The sequence below is a fragment of the Rhizobium sp. 1399 genome (assembly GCF_031455475.1).
Classification (GTDB): domain Bacteria; phylum Pseudomonadota; class Alphaproteobacteria; order Rhizobiales; family Rhizobiaceae; genus Rhizobium.
Genome location: NZ_JAVDSU010000023.1, coordinates 37,548 through 58,285, shown reverse-complemented (window position 1 = coordinate 58,285; position 20,738 = coordinate 37,548). Strand labels below are relative to the sequence as shown.

At 60.6% G+C, this 20,738-nt stretch carries 24 protein-coding genes; 8 read left to right on the top strand and 16 right to left on the bottom strand.

The window, feature by feature from the left end:
- From J2X71_RS36965 to ccoN, 14 genes are all read right to left on the bottom strand, one after another.
- The coding region (locus J2X71_RS36965) for a cytochrome c maturation protein CcmE (protein ID WP_310390381.1) at nt 1–214 on the bottom strand (214 nt) is incomplete at its 3' end.
- The gene (ccmI, locus tag J2X71_RS36960; protein ID WP_310390380.1) at nt 211–1,392 is read right to left on the bottom strand and encodes a c-type cytochrome biogenesis protein CcmI; all 1,182 of its coding nucleotides are present in this window, start codon (nt 1,390–1,392) and stop codon (nt 211–213) included. The genes ccmI and J2X71_RS36965, both read right to left, overlap by 4 nt.
- 63 nt (nt 1,393–1,455) lie before the next feature.
- Nucleotides 1,456–2,184, bottom strand: a complete 729-nt coding sequence (locus tag J2X71_RS36955) for a response regulator (protein WP_310390379.1) — start codon at nt 2,182–2,184, stop codon at nt 1,456–1,458.
- An 8-nt stretch (nt 2,185–2,192) separates the two neighbouring features.
- Nucleotides 2,193–2,318: a hypothetical protein gene (locus tag J2X71_RS36950; RefSeq protein ID WP_310390378.1), complete on the bottom strand. Its 126-nt coding sequence runs from the start codon at nt 2,316–2,318 to the stop codon at nt 2,193–2,195.
- 44 nt (nt 2,319–2,362) lie between these two features.
- Complete coding sequence (locus J2X71_RS36945) at nt 2,363–3,028, bottom strand: Crp/Fnr family transcriptional regulator (RefSeq protein ID WP_310390377.1); 666 nt, start codon at nt 3,026–3,028, stop codon at nt 2,363–2,365.
- A 23-nt stretch (nt 3,029–3,051) separates the two neighbouring features.
- Nucleotides 3,052–3,210: a cbb3-type cytochrome oxidase assembly protein CcoS gene (ccoS, locus tag J2X71_RS36940; RefSeq protein ID WP_007823792.1), complete on the bottom strand. Its 159-nt coding sequence runs from the start codon at nt 3,208–3,210 to the stop codon at nt 3,052–3,054.
- Entirely contained in the window at nt 3,207–5,489 is a 2,283-nt protein-coding gene (locus J2X71_RS36935; RefSeq protein WP_310390376.1) for a cation-translocating P-type ATPase, read from the bottom strand. The genes ccoS and J2X71_RS36935 overlap by 4 nt, the downstream gene beginning before the upstream one ends.
- Nucleotides 5,486–5,971, bottom strand: a complete 486-nt coding sequence (locus J2X71_RS36930) for a FixH family protein (protein ID WP_310390375.1) — start codon at nt 5,969–5,971, stop codon at nt 5,486–5,488. The genes J2X71_RS36935 and J2X71_RS36930 overlap by 4 nt, the downstream gene beginning before the upstream one ends.
- A complete protein-coding gene (gene ccoG / locus J2X71_RS36925) occupies nt 5,968–7,536 on the bottom strand; it encodes a cytochrome c oxidase accessory protein CcoG (protein ID WP_310390374.1) in 1,569 nt (522 codons plus the stop codon). The genes J2X71_RS36930 and ccoG overlap by 4 nt, the downstream gene beginning before the upstream one ends.
- 260 nt (nt 7,537–7,796) lie before the next feature.
- On the bottom strand, nt 7,797–7,982 hold the full coding sequence (locus tag J2X71_RS36920; RefSeq protein WP_310390373.1) for a hypothetical protein: 186 nt from the start codon (nt 7,980–7,982) through the stop codon (nt 7,797–7,799).
- 12 nt (nt 7,983–7,994) lie between these two features.
- Nucleotides 7,995–8,858, bottom strand: coding sequence for a cytochrome-c oxidase, cbb3-type subunit III (ccoP, locus tag J2X71_RS36915; protein WP_310390372.1), 864 nt, complete (start codon nt 8,856–8,858; stop codon nt 7,995–7,997).
- Between the two features lies 1 nt (nt 8,859).
- On the bottom strand, nt 8,860–9,012 hold the full coding sequence (locus J2X71_RS36910) for a CcoQ/FixQ family Cbb3-type cytochrome c oxidase assembly chaperone (RefSeq protein ID WP_007823787.1): 153 nt from the start codon (nt 9,010–9,012) through the stop codon (nt 8,860–8,862).
- A gap of 8 nt (nt 9,013–9,020) precedes the next feature.
- The gene (ccoO, locus tag J2X71_RS36905) at nt 9,021–9,755 is read right to left on the bottom strand and encodes a cytochrome-c oxidase, cbb3-type subunit II (RefSeq protein WP_310390371.1); all 735 of its coding nucleotides are present in this window, start codon (nt 9,753–9,755) and stop codon (nt 9,021–9,023) included.
- An 8-nt stretch (nt 9,756–9,763) separates the two neighbouring features.
- Nucleotides 9,764–11,386, bottom strand: a complete 1,623-nt coding sequence (ccoN, locus tag J2X71_RS36900) for a cytochrome-c oxidase, cbb3-type subunit I (protein WP_310390370.1) — start codon at nt 11,384–11,386, stop codon at nt 9,764–9,766.
- 233 nt (nt 11,387–11,619) lie between these two features.
- Between ccoN and J2X71_RS36895 the strand changes: the two genes are divergently transcribed.
- The 3 genes from J2X71_RS36895 (at nt 11,620) to J2X71_RS36885 (ending at nt 15,038) form a co-directional block, all read left to right on the top strand.
- On the top strand, nt 11,620–12,348 hold the full coding sequence (locus tag J2X71_RS36895) for a helix-turn-helix domain-containing protein (protein ID WP_310390369.1): 729 nt from the start codon (nt 11,620–11,622) through the stop codon (nt 12,346–12,348).
- A 17-nt stretch (nt 12,349–12,365) separates the two neighbouring features.
- Entirely contained in the window at nt 12,366–14,291 is a 1,926-nt protein-coding gene (locus J2X71_RS36890) for a PAS domain S-box protein (RefSeq protein ID WP_310390368.1), read from the top strand.
- Nucleotides 14,292–14,585: 294 nt separating this feature from the next.
- Nucleotides 14,586–15,038, top strand: a complete 453-nt coding sequence (locus tag J2X71_RS36885) for a pseudoazurin (protein ID WP_037109974.1) — start codon at nt 14,586–14,588, stop codon at nt 15,036–15,038.
- Between the two features lie 316 nt (nt 15,039–15,354).
- Here the strand turns inward: J2X71_RS36885 and hemN are convergent, their stop codons facing one another.
- Nucleotides 15,355–16,707 (bottom strand): oxygen-independent coproporphyrinogen III oxidase, encoded by a 1,353-nt coding sequence (gene hemN / locus J2X71_RS36880; protein ID WP_310390367.1) that lies wholly within the window; start codon nt 16,705–16,707, stop codon nt 15,355–15,357.
- 58 nt (nt 16,708–16,765) lie between these two features.
- Here hemN and J2X71_RS36875 point away from each other — a divergent pair, with 58 nt between their 5' ends.
- The 5 genes from J2X71_RS36875 (at nt 16,766) to J2X71_RS36855 (ending at nt 19,491) form a co-directional block, all read left to right on the top strand.
- On the top strand, nt 16,766–17,011 hold the full coding sequence (locus tag J2X71_RS36875) for a hypothetical protein (RefSeq protein WP_310390366.1): 246 nt from the start codon (nt 16,766–16,768) through the stop codon (nt 17,009–17,011).
- Between the two features lie 127 nt (nt 17,012–17,138).
- The gene (locus tag J2X71_RS36870; RefSeq protein ID WP_310390365.1) at nt 17,139–17,321 is read left to right on the top strand and encodes a twin-arginine translocase TatA/TatE family subunit; all 183 of its coding nucleotides are present in this window, start codon (nt 17,139–17,141) and stop codon (nt 17,319–17,321) included.
- Nucleotides 17,305–17,769, top strand: coding sequence for a hypothetical protein (locus tag J2X71_RS36865; RefSeq protein ID WP_310390364.1), 465 nt, complete (start codon nt 17,305–17,307; stop codon nt 17,767–17,769). The genes J2X71_RS36870 and J2X71_RS36865 overlap by 17 nt, the downstream gene beginning before the upstream one ends.
- A gap of 429 nt (nt 17,770–18,198) precedes the next feature.
- Entirely contained in the window at nt 18,199–18,762 is a 564-nt protein-coding gene (locus J2X71_RS36860) for a threonine transporter RhtB (protein WP_310390363.1), read from the top strand.
- A gap of 267 nt (nt 18,763–19,029) precedes the next feature.
- Nucleotides 19,030–19,491, top strand: coding sequence for a universal stress protein (locus tag J2X71_RS36855; RefSeq protein ID WP_310390362.1), 462 nt, complete (start codon nt 19,030–19,032; stop codon nt 19,489–19,491).
- A 125-nt stretch (nt 19,492–19,616) separates the two neighbouring features.
- Here J2X71_RS36855 and J2X71_RS36850 read toward each other — a convergent pair whose 3' ends face one another.
- The gene (locus J2X71_RS36850) at nt 19,617–20,738 is read right to left on the bottom strand and encodes an ABC transporter permease (RefSeq protein ID WP_310390361.1); all 1,122 of its coding nucleotides are present in this window, start codon (nt 20,736–20,738) and stop codon (nt 19,617–19,619) included.

Below are 20,738 nucleotides of genomic sequence, written 5' to 3'. Positions count from 1 at the left end.
CGACCGAACCTTCGCCGCGCATGACGCTGCCCTCGCCGACGAGGCCGCCGAGGCGGATGCGGGTGCCGGGCGCCACCGGCGTCTTGGCGAGATCGCCCGGCATATAGAAATAGGCGACCGACTGGCTGAAGGCGAACATCACGAGCAGCACGGCGACAAGGATGAAGCTCATGCCGCCGGCAATCACCGCCAGGCGTTTCTGCTTGCGCGTCATTCCCTCAATCCTTCCGTGGCCCTCAATCCTTCCGTCGCGATGCCGAGTTCCTTTGCCAGCGCGAGCAGCTGCCTGCCCTCGTCGCCCGATGCCGGGAAGGCGGCAAGCCCCCGCTTCAAGGCGCCGGCGGCGCGATCCTTGTCGTTCAATACGGCGTAAGAGCGGACGAGACGCATCCAGCCCTCGAAATTGTCGGGATCATCAGTCAGTTTGGCATCCAGGCTTTCCACCATGCCACGGATCATCTGCTGACGGTCGCCGCTATTCATGTTCTGAGCCGCCGCGACATCCTCGGCCGTCGGGCCGCCCGGAACTGACGGTCGTGCGGCAGGCTTGGCTTCTGGCTCGGCTGCAGGGGCGACCGCCGTGCCGCCGTTCTTGGCGATATGCTCGTTGACCAGCGGAAGCCAGGGTGCATCATCAGGCGATTGCTTCGCCAGATCCTCGAAGGCCGTGCGCGCCTGATCCGGTTGGCCCGCCTGCTCCAGGCTCAACGCAACATAAAAACGTGCGCGCGGGTTGTTCGGCTCAAGAGACAGGATTTGCTTGAGTTCATCAAGCACGTCTGCGGTCACCAGGCCGTTTGACGTGGCCATCAGCGTTTCCGACAGTCCTTCCAGGCGGGAGACATTGGTTCCGCCGAGGCGAAGCGCCGCGCGATAGGCTTTTGCCGCGTCATCGACCCTGCCCATCTTGTTGTAGACCGGAGCGATGACGTCCCATCCCCGGCCGTCCTCGGGCTGAGCGGCCAGGTGATCCTCTATCTTTTTCACGAGGATTGCGAGATCCTCGCCGGGCTCGGCGAGCCTTATGGCCAGCGGACGTGAGAGGAGATCGGGAGAGCCAAGCGAGACGTAAAGAGCGATGCTGAGCAATGGCAAGAACACGGCGATAGCGTGTTTCAGCCATCTGCCGGAGCGGTGCGCGATCTGCGCCGGCCGGCCGTCATCTGCAGCCTTGAACAGGCGTCGCGCCGTTTCCGCTCTGGCCACCTCGTATTCGTCCGGCGAGATGCATCCGGAGGCGACATCCTGGTCGAGTTCAAAAAGTTGGTCGCGATAGACCTTGCGGGCATCCGCTTCGGTGCTTGCCCCCTTCCGGCGGCCCCTCGAAAGCGGGTGAAGCAGGACGGCAGTCGCTGCGGTCGTCATCACCGCGAAGAGTATCCAGATCGTCATTGTTGCAGCCATAATGGCTCAACACATAGCTCCAGCGGCGGACCGGACATTGACGAGGATCAATTATCTCGGTGTTCGTGCCGGTCGGCCGGTGAAGACATAACCGACGCCGCGCACCGACTGAATGAGATCCGGGCTCTTCGGATCATCCTCGATCTTCTTGCGCAAGCGTACGATCTGGGCGTCGATTGCGCGATCGAAGGCTTCGAGATTCCGGTTCCTCGTCAGATCCATGAGGGTTTCGCGCGAAAGAACCCGTCCGGGATTGCGCACGAAAACAAGAAGCATGTCGAACTCGCCCGTCGTCAAAGCAACGTCGTCGCCCTGGGGTGAGGTCAGTCGCCGGCGCGACACATCGAGGCACCAACCTTCGAAGGCGAGCGTTTCGTCTTCTCCATTGGCGATGCGGGCCGCGTCCGAGGAGGTGCGGCGCCGCAGGATTGTCCTCAGACGAGCCAGCAGTTCTCTCAGGTGAAAGGGCTTGGCGATATAATCATCGGCACCGACCTCAAGGCCGACGACCTTGTCCGTGACATCGTCCTGACCGGTCAGCATGAGAACCGGCACGTCGGATGCGCTTCGAAGCTCCCGGAGCAATTCGAGACCATTCTCACCGTTCGGGAGCACCAGATCGAGAAAAATTGCCGCGTAAGAGCCCTTGGCGAGTTCGGAACGCATCGCTGCACCGTTTGCGACCGCGTTCACCTTAAATCCGTTGTCTTCGAAGTAACGCACCAGCATCTGCCTGATCCGCGCGTCATCATCGACCACCAGAATACGGTCCGGTTCCATTGTCCTCGTTAAGCTCGTTTCGACTTGCCAATCAGATAGCGCAGGAATTCCGCCAGCGCCACCGCTCCCGGCGCGGTATGCGACGGTTCCCAAAGAAACTTGGTGATGACTGCCTCGGCTGGCGGCTCTGTCACGATAGTGTCCGACGGAATCGCCTCGAAAGCTGGCGCGATCGTAGCTAACAGACCTGACGGAGCAGGACGACGTTTTCGATACGGACCGTTCGACCCTTCACATCGACGCCGCACTGTGCGAGAGCGGCAAACGCCCGGGACAGGGCCTCCGGTCCAAGCCCGAGTTTTCCAGCCAGAATCTGCTTCTTGTATGGGAGGTGGAATGTCGCCTGGAGAGCTGTTTCCGGGCATTGGCGCAACAGGAAATTCGCCACGCGCTGGGCTGCCATGTGCAAACGATCGCCGGCTATGCAATCGAAGGCTTCAAGAAGATGGCGGGCTGATATCTTCAGCAGGTTGCGCTCGAGTTGAGGGCATTTATCGGCAAGTGTCCGAAGCGCCGCAGCCTCAAAGAGCGCGAGCGCGCTCAAGGCGCCGGCACACGCGCCATGCGCATAATTGCCGCCGAGCGCAATTACATATTCGGCAATGAAATCGCCTGGCTCGCAGACGCGGATATCGGCATCACGCCCGCTCGATTCCGTTCGTGTCAGCCTCACGACGCCGCTTGCGACGTAAACCACGTGGGTGCCGGGCTCGCCTTCCGCGAATATCTCTTCTTCGGGCATGCATACGCGCCGGCGCGCGAGGGTCGCAAGTCGTCTTGCGGTATCGTTGCTCAGCCCGTCAAAGAGGTCCGACTGTAAAAGCTGTTCGCTGTTGAAGAGCATCGGTCTTTTTCCGGCTGACGCGATCACGTAGCGGTCGGATCGGAATCATCGTCGGCAATCACCCGCCAGGAAGCGCCCTCCAGATCGTCATACTGACCGCTTTTCAGGGACCAGAGGAACGCCGCCAGCCCGAGGCCGCCCATGAAAAGTGCGATCGGGATCAGATAGATGAGCATGTTCATGCGGCTTCGACCTCCTGATCGTGGATCGGTCTCTGCAAAGCCGGCAGAAGAGCGCTTCGCGTCGTAAAGGCGTTGAGACGCAGGGCATTGGTGACAACGATGATCGAGGAGGTAGACATCGCCACGGCCGCGATCAGCGGCGTCGCAAAGCCGGCGATCGCAATCGGCACGGCAAGGATGTTGTAGCCGATCGCAAGGGCGAAATTCTGCCGGATGAGCGCGGCCGAGAGCCTGGCGATCCGGATCGCATCGGGTACTGCATCGAGCCTCTCGTTGAAGAACACGAGGTCGGCCGCCTGGCGTCCGATGTCGGAAGCGGTGGACGGCGCCATCGAGACATGGGCTGCGGCTAGCGCAGGCGCGTCATTGATGCCGTCGCCGACCATCAGAACGCGGCGCCCCTCCTCTCGCAGGGCCTCGCAGGCTTCCACTTTCTGCTTCGGGGTCAATGCGCCAAGGGCGCGGTCGACGCCGAGGCTGCGTGCGGTGCTTTCGACGACTGACTGGCGGTCCCCCGAAAAAATCAGCGTCTGGAAACCAGCCGATTCCAGATCGGCGACCGCCTCGCTTGCTCCCGGACGAAGCGTGTCATCGAAGAAGAAGCGTGCCAGCGCCATCCCGTTTGCCGAAAGAACGACTTCGGAAAGCGGACTGTCTGATGTCGCGATCTCGGCCTCGCCGCAGGCGAAGGACGCGTTTCCGAGCCTATAGACGACATTCCCACGCGAGGTTTCGAGACCGCCGCCTGCAACCTCCACCACACGATCGAATTGATCGGCCACGACCGTCTGACGGGAAAGCGACTGTGAGAGCGGATGCCTGGAATGCTGAGCAAGTCCCGCTGCGATCGCGATACTCCCGATATTGTCGGCCTCCGTCCGCACAAGCCTCGGTCGCCCGAGCGTCAGCGTACCGGTCTTGTCGAAGGCAACGGCATCGACCTCGGCGAGCCGCTCGAGCGCCGAACCGTCCTTGACCATGACGCCCCTGCGAAAAAGCTCGCCGGCTGCAACGACTTGCACAACCGGAACGGCCAGTCCGAGGGCGCATGGGCAGGTGATGATGAGCACGGCGACACCGACGAGCATCGCCTGCTTCCAGTCTCCGCCGATGATCCCCCAGCCCAGAAACGACACCAGCGCAAGCAGGTGCACGGCAGGGGAATAGAGTACCGCAGCCCTGTCGGCGATCCGCCGATAGCGCGCCCGTCCGCCTTCTGCAGCCTCCATGAGGCCGATGATCTCGGCAAGCAGCGAGTTGCGCGCGAGCTTGGTTGCACGCACGATGAGCGAGCCTGTCAGGTTCATGGCCCCGGAATGGATTTCCGCGCCGGGTTTGACGGCAACCGGGCTGCTCTCGCCGGTTACGATCGACAGGTCGAGATCGCTCTCGCCGCTGGCGACGATGCCGTCGACCGGGATGCGGTCGCCGGCCGCCACGGCTATCTCGTCGCCGACAGCGATCTCCTCGACCGCCACGTAGCGTCTCGAACCATCGGCGGCCAGCACCAGCGCCCCACGCGGGGCAAGCCGCGCCAGCCCGTTGATCGCTGCGCGCGCCTTCTCGCGCATGACGTGGTCGAGGGTCCGGCCGATCAGCAGGAAGAATAGCAGCGACACGGTCGCATCGAACCAGGCATGCTCGCCATGATGCATCGTCTCCCAGAGCGAAACCGCATAGGAAAGCGTCACGGCAAGTGAGATAGGCACATCCATGTTCGTGCGCCCGCGCTTCAATGCGTTCCAGGCCGATCGAAAGAAGAACCGGCCGGAATAAACGAGTGCAGGAGCTGCGATCATCGCCGATATCCAATGGAACATGTCGCGCGTCGCGGCATCCGCGCCGGACCAGACGGATACCGACAGCAGCATTATGTTTGCCGCGGCAAAACCGGCCTCCCCGACAGCAAGAAGAAGCTGGTTCCGTGTCTTGTCGCTTTCCGGCGCAAGCGGTGCGAAGAGATGGACCCTGTATCCGGTCGCACTGATCGCGGCAGTGATGCCGGTCGGATCAACCGCTTTGTTGTCCATCTCCTCGGCATAGACGCAGCTCACGCGCCTTGAGGAGAGGTTCACCCTGGCTTTTCGCACATAGGGCAGGCCCGACAAAGCCCGCTCGATGGTCGATATGCAGGCGCCGCAATGGACGTCAGGCACGCTGAGATCGAGTTGACGAAGGCCGCCCCCGAGCGCGTGGCTCGCAAGCCCGATCTCCTCAGCGCTGAAGGAGGTCGTGCTCATCGCCAGGACGCCGTCCGCATTCATTGCGCAGCAGGTCATTGGCCGAACTCCGCAGTGTCGATGCGCACGGCCTCGTGCATGACGATCTCGCCGCCACGGCGCGAGGTCAACTCGACGATCCAGTCGCCTGCCGCGATCGCGTGATCCGCCTTAAACCGCCCTTCCGAGAGCTTGGTCAGGGCAACGCGAAAGTCCTCATGATCGCCGACCGGCCGCTTGAAGTTGGCCACGACGTCGTCGACAACAGCCGGCGAGCCGTCCTTGTTGCTGATATCATAATGGATTTCGTCGCTCTTCAGCGACAGCTTGCCCGCGATCCCAGAGGCAGCCATTGCCTTCATGGCGGCCGCCTTCTCATTGAATTCCTGGCTGGCGACATAGGTGTTTTCGACCACGAGCCCGCTCCAGCTCGACGAAGCGTACCAGGCCATCGTAAAGTTGACGGCTATGATCACGCCGAAGAAGGCGCAGGTCGTCAGCAACATATGCGTGCCGGTGAATCCTTGCGTGCGGGTGCTCATCTGACGTCTCCTGGGGCGTTGAATGCGGCGCGATAGGTCGCGCGGTCGGCGTGACCGGCATCCTCGATCGAAAAGAGGAATTCGTTGACGGCGTCGCCAGTCGGCTTGCGGGTGACGAACACCTTGAGCGTCGTCGCTGCGTCGGGGGCGGCATCGATCGTGAACCGACGTCCCTCCTCCTTGCCGAGCTCGGGGATCCGCATCGTCGCACCATCGATGCCCGACAGGGTCAGCTCGATCGTGCGCGGCTTGGGAACCATGTTGAGCACACGCAGCGTGTATCCGTTGCGGATCGATCCGTCGCTTTCCAGCACAAATTGGGGGTTGCGGTCATGGACGACATTGAGCTCCAGCCGTTCGCGCATCGACAGATGCACGAGCATGGCAATGCCGATACAGGTCCATACGCTCGCGTAAAAGACGACGCGTGGCCGAAAGATGATGCGCCAGTTGAAGTGGCGAATGCCGTCGACAAAGGAACCGTCCGGATTTCTGACGCGCCCCGCCTGGACGGGTGTCCTGCCCCCGTCGGTGGCAATGTTCATGTTGCTCGCATATTCGCTGAGCGTCGCATAGGCGATCAGGCCGCGCGGTTTGCCGATCTTGTCCATGACATTGTCGCAGGCGTCGATGCAGAGCGCACAGGTGATGCATTCCATCTGCTGTCCGTCGCGGATATCGATACCCATGGGACAGACGGCAACGCAGGCATTGCAGTCGACACAGTCGCCGACGGCCTGCCCCTCTGCTTCTGCCTTCTTGGCATGGCGCGAGCGTTGCTCCCCGCGCCAGTCATTGTAGGTCACGACCAGCGAGTTCTCGTCGAGCATGGCGCCCTGGATGCGCGGCCAGGGGCACATATAGGTGCAGACCTGTTCGCGCAGCAGCCCGCCGAAGACGTAGGTGGTCGATGTCAGAATGGCGACGGTGGCGTAGGCGACGGCTGGAGCCTGCCCGGTGAAGAGGCCTTTGACGAGGGTTGGCGCGTCGGCGAAATAGAATACCCATGCACCGCCGGTGAGAACGCCGATGACGAGCCAGGTCGCATGCTTGAGCAGGCGCTTGCGAAGTTTGTCGAGCGTCCACGGCGAGGCGTCGAGCTTCATTCTGGCATTGCGGTCGCCTTCGATAGCGCGCTCGACAACGAGAAAGAGGTCGACCCAGACTGTCTGCGGACAGGCATAACCGCACCAGGCGCGGCCGACGGCCGAGGTGACCAGAAAGAGCCCGAACCCGGCCATGACCAGCAATCCGGCGACATAATAGAATTCCTGCGGCCAGATCTCGATGAAGAAGAAAAAGAAGCGGCGCGACGCCAGGTCGATAAGGATCGCCTGGTCGGGCGCGTAAGGCCCGCGATCCCAGCGGATCCAGGGTGCAAGATAATAGATCGCCAGCGTGATCAGCATCACGATCCACTTGAACCGGCGAAAATGCCCTTGGACCCTCTTGGGGAAGACCTTCTTGCGCGCTGCATAAAGTGGCTGACGGTTGCGGCGGGCGTTGACCGGCTCGGCGTTGACACGTTCCACTGATTTGGGATCGGGTGCTGTGTAGAGGTTCATGGGCCTGTTCCGATTTGTGACTGCCCTTCTCCTCCGTTTCCAGCTGACGATCCTTGATTCATATCAAGAACATGGTTTGCACGAAGAAGCCCCTGGCAGGGCAGGATGCAGCCCTGAAGGAGCCGGGCAATCGACAGGCATAGGCAGTTGCGTCGGATCGTTCTTTGCGCTTGATCAAAGAGAAAGGGCCGCGCCCAGAGAGGAAGGCACGGCCTGGAGGACAACGGGGAGAAGCCGCTGGGACGTCCTCGCTTGCAGATTTAGCGGCTGGTCGGGTTGTGATCCTTGAGGCAGATCAAACTTACGATCGAACTGCCGATCTTTGCAGGATCTTCCTGTTCGCAGGCCGGTGGAGCGGACCTTGCGCGCATCGACACACGCGAGCGGATCGCCGCACGCGGAGTGCCATAGAGTGCAAGGAGCGCGTTGTGATCATGGTTCGTCATTCTGTTGGCCTCTCATTGGCCGCCGCCGAGCGAGTGGACGAAGACGGTGAGTTCCTTGATGGTCGTGTCTCCGAGGCGCGCGGACCAGGCCGGCATGACACCATGCTTGGGAACCGCAACCTGGCGCATGATGGCGTCCTCACCTCTACCCTTCAGCCAGATGGCATCAGCAAGGTTCGGCGCGCCCATCTCCGGCTTGCCCTTGGCATCCTCGCCGTGACAGGCCGCGCAATTGTCGAGAAACACCTGCTTGCCGGGTTCAACGAGGGCTTCGTCCGATGGCCTGTTCGTCAGGCTCCAGATATAGGCTGCAACCTGCCGCATCTGATCCTTGTCGAGCATGTCGGCAAAGGCCGGCATTTCGGAGACATGCGTATCTGTGTCGCCGTCGAAGCGGATGCCGTGGGCGATTGTCGTGTGGATGGAATCAAGGTCGCCGCCCCAGAGCCAGTCGTCGTCGTTGAGATTGGGGAAGCCCGGTCCGCCACTCGCGCCGGAACCGTGGCATGGAGCGCAGTTGACCTTGAAGGCGGAGGCCCCGCCGGCGATCGCGAATTCGCGAAGGGCGGGATCGGCGTCAATTTCCTGCACGCTCTTGGCGGCGATCATGTCGTGGAACTTCGTCTGCGACGCCTTGGCCAGATCGAGGTCCTGCTGCAGCTCGGCACGGCTGGAAAAGCCCAAATAGCCTTTCGTAGCCGAGGTGATCATCGGTATGGCCGGATAGGCGATGGCATAGGCGATTGCCCACAGGATCGTCGCGTAGAAGGTCCAGACCCACCACCGGGGCATTGGATTGTTCAGTTCACGAATGCCGTCCCATTCATGGCCGGTCGTCTCGACGCCGCTGACTTCATCGATATGTTTTTCCGACATCTCAATCGTCCTTCAGAGGAATGTTGGCGGCGTCCTTCGCGGCCTGCTTGCCGCCGGGCCGGAGCGTGAAAATGATCGCTCCGATGAAGAAGGCCGTCATAGCCAGGAGGCCCCAACTGTCGGCGAAGTGCCGCATTGCGGTGTAGGTTTCCATGTTTCACCTCATCGGTAGCCGGTGGCGTCGTCATAGGTCGAGAAGTCGACGAGCGTGCCGAGCATCTGCAGATAGGCCACAAGGGCGTCCATCTCGGTGAGCTTCGAAGGGTCGCCGTCGAAGTCGCCGACCTTGGCCTTGGGATATCGCTCAAGAAGCACGGTCGTATCCGCATTCGGATCAGTCTGGCTCTTCATGTCCGCCTCCGCATTGGCGATCATGTCGCCGCTATAGGGCACGCCGACATCCACATTCGCCTTGAGGTCCATGCCGACGTCCTTGACGGTGACTTCATGCTCCCTGAGGAAGGCGTAGCTCGGCATGATTGATTCCGGCACGACGGCTCTGGGGTTCGACAGGTGCTGGACATGCCACTCGTTGGAGTAACGGCCGCCCACGCGCGCGAGATCCGGGCCCGTGCGCTTCGAGCCCCATTGGAAGGGATGGTCATACATGGATTCGGCGGCCAGCGAGTAATGGCCGTAGCGCTCCACCTCGTCTCGGAACGGCCTGATCATCTGGCTATGGCAGAGATAGCAGCCCTCGCGGATGTAGATGTTGCGGCCAGCCAGCTCGAGCGGCGTATAGGGACGCATTCCCTCCACCTTCTCGATCGTGTTCTGCAGGTAAAACAGCGGTGCGATTTCGACGATACCGCCGATGCTGACCACGAGCAGCGAGCCGACCAGAAGAAGGGTCGCGTTTTTCTCGAGGATCTGATGTTTGTCCAGGATTGATGCCATGTGTCACCTCACTCGGCAGCCTGTGCCTGCGGCACAAAGGCGGAAGGAATTTCGACTTCGTCGCGCATATGGCCACGGATGGTCATGAAGACGTTCCAGGCCATCACGATGCCGCCGGCAAGATAGAGACCACCCCCGATCGTGCGCAGTACGTAATAGGGGAACATGGCCGCCACGGTTTCGGCGAAGGAGTAGACGAGGAAGCCCTGGGAATTATATTCGCGCCACATCAGGCCCTGCTGGATGCCGGCGACCCAAAGGACTGCCGCATAGACGACGATGCCGAGCGTTGCGAGCCAGAAGTGCCAGTTGACCATGCGCAGGCTGTAGAGACGTTCGCGGCCCCACAGCTTCGGCGTCATGTAGTAGATCGCACCGAAGGTGATCATGCCGACCCAACCGAGCGCGCCGGAATGTACGTGACCGATGGTCCATTCGGTGTAGTGGCTGAGCGAGTTTACCGTCTTGACCGACATCATCGGGCCTTCGAAGGTCGACATGCCGTAAAAGGCGATGGCGACAATCATCATGCGGATGATGGGATCGGTGCGGATCTTGTCCCAGGCGCCCGACAGCGTCATCAGGCCATTGATCATGCCGCCCCAGGAGGGCATCCAGAGCATGACGGAGAAGACCATGCCGAGGGTCTGCGCCCAGTCCGGAAGCGCGGTATAGTGCAGGTGATGCGGCCCGGCCCAGATATACATGAAGATCAGCGCCCAGAAATGGATGATCGACAGCCGATAGGAATAGACGGGACGGTTAGCCTGCTTGGGCACGAAATAATACATCATCCCGAGGAAGCCGGCGGTCAGGAAGAAACCGACGGCATTGTGGCCGTACCACCACTGCGTCAGGGCGTCCTGAACACCCGAAAACAGCGAGTAGCTCTTCGAGCCGAGGAAGGAGACCGGCACTGCGAGATTGTTGACGACGTGCAGCATCGCGATCGTCACGATGAAGCCAAGATAGAACCAGTTCGCCACATAGATATGCGGCTCCTTGCGCTTCAGGATGGTGCCGAGGAAGACGACCAGGTAGGCAACCCAGACGATCGTCAGCCACAGGTCGACGTACCATTCAGGCTCGGCATATTCGCGCGCCTGGTTGATGCCGAGGACATAGCCGGTCGCCGCCATGATGATGAAGAGCTGATAGCCCCAGAAGACGAACCAGGCGAGGCTGCCGCCGAAGAGGCGCGCATGACAGGTGCGCTGGACGACGTAGAAGGACGTCATGATCAGCGCATTGCCGCCGAAGGCGAAAATCACCGCTGAAGTGTGGACAGGCCGGAGCCTGCCGAAATTCAGATAGGGAGCGAGATTGAGATCCGGGAACGCCAATTGCGCCGCAATGACAACGCCGACGAGGAAGCCGACGACGCCCCAGAATACGGTGGCGATCAAACCGTAGCGGATCACCTCGTCGAAATAGCCAGACGGATCGGCTTTCGGAAGCCGGCCCGCCGGTGAGAAATCCACCTTTCTGACGAGAAGCAGCGTTCCCGCAAAAAGGCAGAAGCTCAATATCCCCATGTGGATTGAAAATAGATGGTCGTGGGCGAAAGCAGCGCCAAGCAATGCCAGGAATGCTCCCACGGCGACCACCATGGTTTCCGTAGTATAGTTCATGATGACGTCCCCAGTGCGCAGACGACCACAGCGCGGTCGCCTTTCTCGTACTTTGAGGAACGACTGTCACGGAGACCCCTCCTGTTCCTTGATCCAGGTCAACGAAGGTGTGGCTTTGGCCGTTGTTACAGACTGTTACAGAACCTTACCCATTGGCACCGTCCGCTCATTCCGCTGTGACCGAACGCCTTTCTATTGGCCTCACATTCAATCAGGGCACGGGGATCATTGAGATGTTGATGCAGGGCCAACAGGCATTCGAGAACGTCGATCTTGGCGCAAAAGCGGTTCAGGACAATTCGTTGTCGTCGCTTTTCCAGATATCGGCAACCGAAACGGTCGGGGCAGGAAAGGCGATCTGTTGGGAGGGGGATGCCGCACGGCATCTGTTCCAGATCACCGAAGGCGTCGTACGTCTTCATCGCATCATCGGCGACGGGCGCCGGGTCATAACCGCCTTTCACTTCGCCGGCGATGTCGTCGGCTCTTTCCTGCAGGGCGATTTCCTGTTTACCGCCGAAGCCGTGACGGATTGCAAGATTCGCCGCCTCTCGCGCAAACAGTTCCAGGAAGAGATTGAGCGTTCCGAATTTCTGCGGCCGGCCTATATCAGCCTGCTCTGCAGGGAAACCGCGTCGGCTCACGACCAGCTCGTGCTCCTGTCCAGGAAAAATGCCGAGGAACGCCTCTGCACCTTTCTCATGAAGCTTGCGACCCGTGACGGCGAATCGCTCCACCAGGGGCTGCTCGAGGTGCCGATGAGCCGGCAGGACATCGCCGATTATCTCGGCCTGACCATCGAGACCGTCTCGCGCTCAATCAGCAAGCTCGCCCAGAGGAAGATCGTTATTCCGGACGGACGGCATAATCTGCGCATCGTCAATCTAGCCCGCCTCGCACAGTTGTCAGGCAACGTGGATGATTTTTCGGACAGAACCTGCCATAGGGGTAGCGTCCACTGACTACGGAACGAATGTCTATGCCCCACCGTCTGATCTCGCCGCGCATCGCATCGCCCCAGGAACTGGACGCGCTCGTGCATGTTCTCGACGGGGCCGACATCATCGTGCACCGGCTCGAAGGCACGATCACCCATTGGTCGATCGGCAGCGAGAACATGTACGGCTGGACCCGTGAAGAAGCCGTGGGCGAGACCGTCTACTCTTTGCTCGATACGCGCTTCCCTGAGCCGATGGACGCCATACGCGCGCATCTGACGACGCGGGGCTTCTGGCAGGGCGAGGTCGTTCAACGTCACAAGAACGGTCGCGACATGTATGTGACGACCCGCTGCGTTCTCGTCAATCTTCCAGACGGCGATCCCGTCGTCATCGAGGCAAACAGCGATGTCAGCGCCCTGCGCAGGGCGGAAGAGGCTGTGCGGACGCGCGAGGCACACCTGTCATCGATCCTCGACACAGTGCCCGACGCGATGGTCGTCATCGACCAGAACGGCAATGTCATGTCGTTCAGCAAGGCGGCCGAGGCGCTCTTCGGCTGCAGCTCCGAGGAAGTTTGCGGCCAGAACGTCAAGAAGCTGATGCCCGAACCTTATCGCGCGGCCCATGACGGATATATCGACCATTACATGCAGACGGGCGAGAAGCGGATCATCGGTTACGGTCGTGTCGTGACCGGCCAGCGCGCTGACGGTAGCCAGTTCCCGATGGAGCTTCATGTCGGCGAGGCAACGGCAAATGGCGAACGAATCTTCACCGGCTTCGTTCGCGATCTGACCAGCAGGTTCAAGATCGAGGAGGACCTTCGCCAGGCCCAGAAGATGGAAGCCGTGGGTCAGTTGACCGGCGGGCTGGCGCACGACTTCAACAATCTGCTGACCGTGATCAGCGGCAATCTGGAGATGATCGAGGACAAGCTCCCGTCAGGCCCGCTGCGCGACATGCTGCAGGAGGCGCAGGATGCCGCGGCCGACGGCGCAAAGCTCACCGGACAGCTGTTGGCATTCGGAAGACGTCAACCGTTGAACCCGAAGCAAGCCGATCTCGGCCGGCTCGTCACCGGCTTTTCGGACCTGTTGCGAAGGACGCTCGGAGAAAACATCAAATTGTCGACGGTCCTTTCAGGATCCGATTTCAACGTGCTGGTCGACAGTTCCCAGCTGCAGAACGCGATCCTCAACATCGCTCTGAACGCGCGCGACGCCATGCCGAAAGGCGGCACTCTGACCACTGAGGTCTCACGTGTGCAGCTCGATGCGGACTACGCGAAAATGTATCCGGAAGTTCGCAGCGGCAACTTCGTCCTCGTCTCCATGAGCGATACCGGTGACGGCATGACCGAAGAGGTCAAGAAGCGTGCGATCGAGCCCTTCTTCACCACCAAGGAAGTGGGATCCGGAACCGGACTGGGCCTCAGCATGGTCTACGGCTTCGTCAAGCAATCCGGCGGCCACCTGCAGATCTATAGCGAGGTCGGTCGCGGCTCGACGATCCGCATCTACCTGCCCGCTCTTTCAAGCGCCAGCGCTAGGGACGAAGCGACGGCGGGCGGCAAGGTCGAAGCAGCACTGCCGGGTGGCGACGAACGCGTTCTTGTGGTTGAGGACGACGCGCGCGTGCGCAGGGTTGCCGTCGCCAGGCTTGCTGGAATGGGATATGCAGTGCTCGAGGCCGACAATGGCCGCCGGGCACTGGAATTGCTCAAGGGTCAGCCCGACGTCGCGCTTTTGTTCACCGACATCGTCATGCCCGGAGGCATGACCGGCGACGAGTTGGCAAGGGCCGCCCGCGTGGAACGGCCTGACCTCGCCGTGCTCTTCACCTCAGGATATTCCGAGCCCGCACTGGCGGCAAACGAGGTCATCGCCGGCGCGCAATGGCTTCGAAAGCCTTACACTGCGCGCGACCTTGCCCTGAAAGTGCGTGAGCTCATCGACGCCCGGTGAGGCGGGGTGCGTAAACCCTATCAAAAAAACCAGCAATCCGATTGTCCGCCGGAGCCTTTGACGGTTCCGCAGGTGCAAACCTGCATCCATGCCTGCCTCGACGTGGATGCTGTCATCACCGTGATTCCGGCGCGCTCTCCCGTTTCCCTGCGTGTCATCGAAACAGGACACAGAGAGCCACCTGTCGCCTGAATTGGCACCACCAATTTGACGGGCGTCAAAGAGTGACACGCTCGCATGTCCTAGAACCGCAGCCGAGGCCAAGATCGGCCCCGAACTATAGGAGAAAATGCAATGCGTCTGAAATTTGGACTGATCGCTGCCGGAGCGGTTCTGATGGCATCGGCAGCGCCGCTCATGGCCGCCGACCATCAGATCCAGATGCTCAACAAGGGCGCTGACGGCGCGATGGTCTTCGAGCCGGGATTTGTCAAGATCGCGCCCGGCGACACCGTTACCTTCGTGCCCACCGACAAGAGCCACAATGCCGAGACCTACAAGGGTCTTATTCCGGATGGGGCTGCCGAGTTCAAATCCAAGCCCAGCGAGCAGTATCAGGCCAAATTCGACGTGCCCGGCGCCTATGTCATCAAGTGCACGCCGCACGCAGGCATGGGCATGGTGGCGCTGATCCAGGTCGGCGACAACCCCGCCAACCTCGAAGTCATCAAGACCGCCAAGCTTCCGAACATGGTGCGCAAGCGCCTCGATGCCGATCTCGCACAGATCGCGCAGGTCACGCAATAACGTTAAGGCACTCACAGGTGGCGGCGCCTTGCGCCCCACCTGCGGACCAGGAGACATGTCATGATCAGACATTTTGCGCTCGCAGTAACAGGCATGTTTTGCATTGTCGGATCGGCGCAGGCCCACAGCACTCTCGAGCAGGCCGAGGGAGGCCTCACCGAGATCCTGTGGCAAGGCGGCTCGCTTTGCCGACGACGAATATGATGAATTTGTGCTTCGCCACGTAGCCAAGGAAATGCTTGTGGCTAGGAGTGACCGGCAGGCGCATCGTCGTTGATCACCTGCCGCTTGTCACAACGTGGCGGTCAGCCGGAGATCATGCCGCCTTGCTGTGCGTCCGGCCGAAGGAGCCGAAATAGGCGTCGAAGGCCGCCGCGACGGCACGGACCATGAAGCGATGCTCCTTCGAGACGGTTATACAGCCATTCTCTAGTGTCACCACACCATCCGATAGGAGACTGTCCAGCCGATCGTTCCGCTCGAGGAGAAAGCCGACATCGTAGCCGGCCTCCGCACCAAGCTTTGCGAGATCGACCTTGAAGTCGCACATCAGCCGTTCGATCACTCTCGCCCGAAACCTGTCTTCATCGGTCAGCCCGTATCCCTTGGCAGTCGCGAGAATTCCCGAAGTGATCCGTTCTGCATAACGACCAAGAGCGACGTGGTTCTGGACGTAGCCGCCCGGCAGCCGCCCAATCGCCGAAGCGCCGAGCCCGATGAGGGTTTCGCATTCGTCTGTCGTGTAGCCCTGGAAGTTGCGCCGCAAGGTTCCCGAGAGGGAGGCGACGGCGAGCTGATCGTCGGGCAATGCGAAATGGTCGAGGCCGACACGAACATATCCGGCGCTCTCCAGCTCATCAGCAATCGCCTCGGCCTGCTCGTTGCGTTGCGCAGCATCGGGCAGCACTGCCTGGTCGATCAGCCGCTGATGCTTCTTGAAGGCCGGCACATGGGCATATCCGAAGACCGCAAAACGCTCCGGGCGCAACTCGACAGCCGTTCTCACCGTTTCGATGCAGGATCGAATGGTCTGATGCGGGAGCCCGTAGATAAGATCGAAATTGATGCTCGTCACGCCGTAGCCTCTGAGCCCCGCCACGGCTGCCTGCGTCTGCTCGAAGCTCTGTATCCGGTTGATCGTTTTTTGAACGACCGGGTCGAAGCTCTGGACGCCGAGACTTGCACGGTCGACGCCGTTTTCGCCGAGAGCGGAAATCATCGCGCTCGACAGCGTTCGCGGATCGATCTCAACCGCAACGCTGCAGTCGCTGGTAAATTGGAACGCGCTCTTGAGCTTGTCCATCAGGCTTGAAAACTCGTCCGGCTTGATGATCGTCGGCGTGCCGCCGCCGAAATGAATGTTTTTGACCGGAACCTCGTTTCGAGCCGCCTGCGATACGAGTTCGATCTCCTGGCTCAAGACGTCGAGATATTCGAGCACGGGCGCATCCTGGCGCGTGACCGTTGTGTGGCAGCCGCAATACCAGCACATCGAGCGACAGAACGGAACGTGCAGGTAGACGGAGACAGGTCCATAGGCTGCGATCTCTGAAAGACCGACGGCATATTGCTCCGGCCCGACGACCGGCGAAAATGCAGGTGCAGTCGGATAGCTGGTGTAACGTGGCAGACGGGCCTCGCCATATTTGGCAACCAAGGCATCGGACATTTCGGCCTCCTTCATGAGAGTGTCACGATGCGCATATGCAGATGAGGGGCTGCCTTCCTTGTCCTGGATCAACAATGACCCGCGTGAGCCTGAAAACAGCACGCCGGGCGCAGGAACCAGCTCGACCCTTGCGCTCGCGCCGATACGACCGACGGCGCCACTTTCAAAGCAGTTTAGCGGGACGACGATGAAGATCGATGGTGCGGTTTTGAAGTCACTGCCGCTTTTTCGAATGCATGCGGATGCCGATCTTGACGCCATGCTCGAGCACGTTACACCGCGCGGCGGGCATCCATATCCGTGAGTCCGCGGCCCCGGCAACCGCGGCCAGCGGTTGACCGCCAGTTTCACCAACATCATTGCATTTGCGCCAGATCAACCACTGCTGAGGCGGAAGGTCTAAGCTCGTCACATTACAAGGAGTGATTGGAATGGGAAGCTTTAGCACCTGGCATTGGCTGATCGTCCTTGCCATCGTCCTCATCCTGTTTGGACGCGGCAAGATCCCTGAACTCATGGGCGACGTCGCACATGGGATTCGGGCCTTCAAGAAGGGCATCGATGACGAGCAGGGCGGCGAAAAGGACAGGGGCGGCGATGCAGATCGGCCCTGATCCGGATCGACGCGTATTCGGTCGTGCTGAACGTCCGGGGGAGCGCAAGATGGAGTATTCGATCATCTCGGCCCTGTTCGACGACGTGGAGAAATGCGGTCGCATCGATCTTCAAGTGGCTGACCAAACCCGGCCACTGATCGTTACCAGGAGATCGCTGCTGAGTGTCGCCTCGCCGCCGCGTGCGAGTGAGGCGCGGCTTTTCCAGTTTCTGCATAACTTTTGCGAGATCGCGCTCGCCTATCGCAAATGCGATCCGAGGCATGCGGAAACCCTGGTCGTCACAGCAACCGATGTAAGACGCTGGCGCCGTGGTCATTCACAGTCAGAACCGCTGTGGACGTTGCAGGATATCGGCAGCACCATCACACCCTTTCCCCGCCCGACTGATCCCTCATCTCGGCTACGTGCTTCGGCAGAAACGCTCGAACGCTTCGAGGGTGCATAGTTTCTGGAGATATTCCTCCTCCTGATGGCACGCGACGTGGCAAAGCACGAGCTTGAGCAGCTCCCATTCGGTGGCGCGGTTGCGATTGAACCACGACGCCTCCGCAATAGGTCATAGATCTGGAGAACGCGCCTGGCGGTGACTGGATCGAGATCTCTCAGGAGCATAGTGAGAGAGGCCGCTTTTCGAACATGGATTTCACATCCCTATGGTGATGCGAGACCTTCGCTCGTCTTCGATGAGGCAGCACAAAAGGGTGCCGATGTTTTCGCGTGACGGACGAATATCGCATGCCGTTGCTATCGCCCCCCCTACTTGTTCGTCCTTGACACATCTCAATCTGGCCGGGGCGGTACTCGAACTGATACAGATCAAAACCGTCCGTCAGAATTCATGAGAAGGGTGGCAGGCGATCAAGGACCGGATTTGATGAACCTGCCGACATTCGTTATCGCCGTCTTCTCGCTGCTGATCCTTCCAGGCCCCACCAACGCGGTTCTGGCCTTGGCGTCGACAACGCTGACCGTCTGGCGGTCCCTGTCGCTCATCGCCGCGGTGGTGCTTGGCTATCTCGCAATCATCGTTCCGGTGTCGAGCATCGCCGCTCCGGTCCTTAATGGCCATCCAGGGATCGCCAGTACCGTCAAGCTGATTTCGGCGATCTGGGTTCTCTATCTTGCGCTCAAGCTATGGGTTCGGGCGCCGACGGGCGGGCAGAACACGCTCGGCGTCGGTCAGCTCTTCATCACCACGCTGCTCAATCCCAAGGCCATCATCATCGGCCTCACCCTCGTGCCCGCTGTCGAAGCGGGGGTACCCGCAGCGACGGCGACATTCGTCTGCTGCGTGACGGTGACGTCGGCGATCTGGCTTGGCCTTGGCAGTCTGCTTGTTGGACGCCAAGCGCAAATGTCACCTGTTGCGCGCCATTGCGGTTGCGCGGTACTGGTTGTCTTCTCCCTGACCCTCGCCATCAGCGCCCTTTTGACCTGAAAGCTACAGCATCGGCCCTGATTCGTAGATTCAAAGAGTTAGAGCGTTCTTTGTGCGTCCGAATGGACGCACGGCGCTCTAAGTGAGTTTTTCAGGGTATCGGTTCGGCTGTTCCCTCGATGGCTTGAAGATAAGGCGCCGCCTTCCGCAGCCGCCCTATCCCGCATCAAATATGATGCGGGACCGTTTCTTGATGTCGGTCAATGTATGATCCATGCAGGAGGCTAAAATTGCACAATCATCTGGCGGATGGGGTAGTGATCCGATATGTACCGAACGATAGTCTGCGCAATAGGCAATGGCCCCCGCGAAACGGCCGAGCGCATCCTGAACAAGGCAGCCGGCCTGCTCGACAAGGATGGCTCGATCTTCGTCATCCACGCCGTCGAAACCATGCCGCGCTACATGACGGCGAGCCTGCCGGAGGACTTCGAGACCGCTGCCATAAAGGATGCCGAGGAAAAGCTCACCTTGCTCTGCCGGCAGATGAAGATGCCTGGTCAGGTCGAGGTCCATACCGGTAGCGCGGCCAGGGTGCTTTTGGCCGCCGCGCGGGAGAAGGAAGCCGACCTCATCATCCTTTCAACCCATGTCGCAGATATTACCGACTATATTTTCGGGGCCGTGGTCGACCGCGTGGTGCGTCATGCCAAATGCTCGGTCCTCGTCGATCGCAAGCAAAGTCCGGGGCAGAAGCTGATCGGCGCGGTTGAGACGGTCGCGCGCTGATAACAGTACGACCTCGGCAATGGCGCGCTGTGTTTTCCGCCTTCGTCCCGACCTACTCCCCACACATGACGCAAAGGTACTGGCAGGTGTGGGCCAGCGCACGCCATCACGGCATTGCCCTATCCCTACCGCGCCTCCGCCAGCGCCCGCCGGAACCGCATGAGCGCGCTGCAAAAGAAGAGCACGCCGATCGCGATCAGCGCCGCCACCTCCTGCCAGACCGCATCGAAGCCAGCGCCGCGGTAGAGGATTGCCTGCGACAGGGAAACAAAATGCGGCGCGGGCGAAACCACCATCGCATATTGCAGCCACAGCGGCATGCTATCCATCGGCGTCGTACTGCCGGAAAGCAGGTTCATGGCCATCAGGATCGGCATCGAGATCAACCCGAATTGCGCCATCGAGCTGGACGCCGTGGCGATCAGAATGCCGAGCGACGTGACGGAGAACTGGTAAAGCACCGCGCAGAAGACGAAGAGCCAGATCGAGCCGGCGATCGGCACCGAAAGAAACCCTTCGACCACGACGACGAGCGACAGCACAGCCGCCACGACGATCACCAGCCCGTTCGCCCAGACCTTCGACATCATGATCTCCGCCGGCGTGACCGGCATGACGAGAAGATGCTCGATCGTGCCGTGCTCCCGCTCTCGGACCAGCGCTGCACCGGTCAGGATGACCGAAAGCATCGTCACATTGTTGATGACCTGCATGACCGCCGTGAACCAGGTCGATTGCAGGTTGGGATTGAATCGTGCGCTGACGACGAGATTGACCGGCGACGCCGCTGCGCTATTCGGCAAGGCCGTCGCCATCTCATGCAGGACGATGCTCTGAATATAGGAGGCTCCGTTGCCGGCCTGCGCCATGGCTGTCGCGTCGATATCGAGCTGCAGCGAAGGCTTGCGGCCGGCAATCGCATCCTCCTCGAATTTGGGCGGGATCTCCAGTACGAAGACGAATCGACCGGCATCCATTGCCGCATCCACCTCATCAGCGCCAATCAACACTGGCTCCTTGAAGAAGGGCTGCAGCATTGCGTCCCGTAGCCGTGTCGAGAGCATCGAACGGTCCTCGTCGACGACGGCGACCGAGGCGTTCTCAACCTCGAGCTTGGCGCCGGTCGAAACCGTATAGACGGCAATGGTGAAAGTATAGACGATGAGAACCATCATCACGGGATCGGCCTTCAGGCTGTAGAGCTCCTTGACGCCGAGGCGGAAGATCCGGTTGAGCTTGCCCCACAT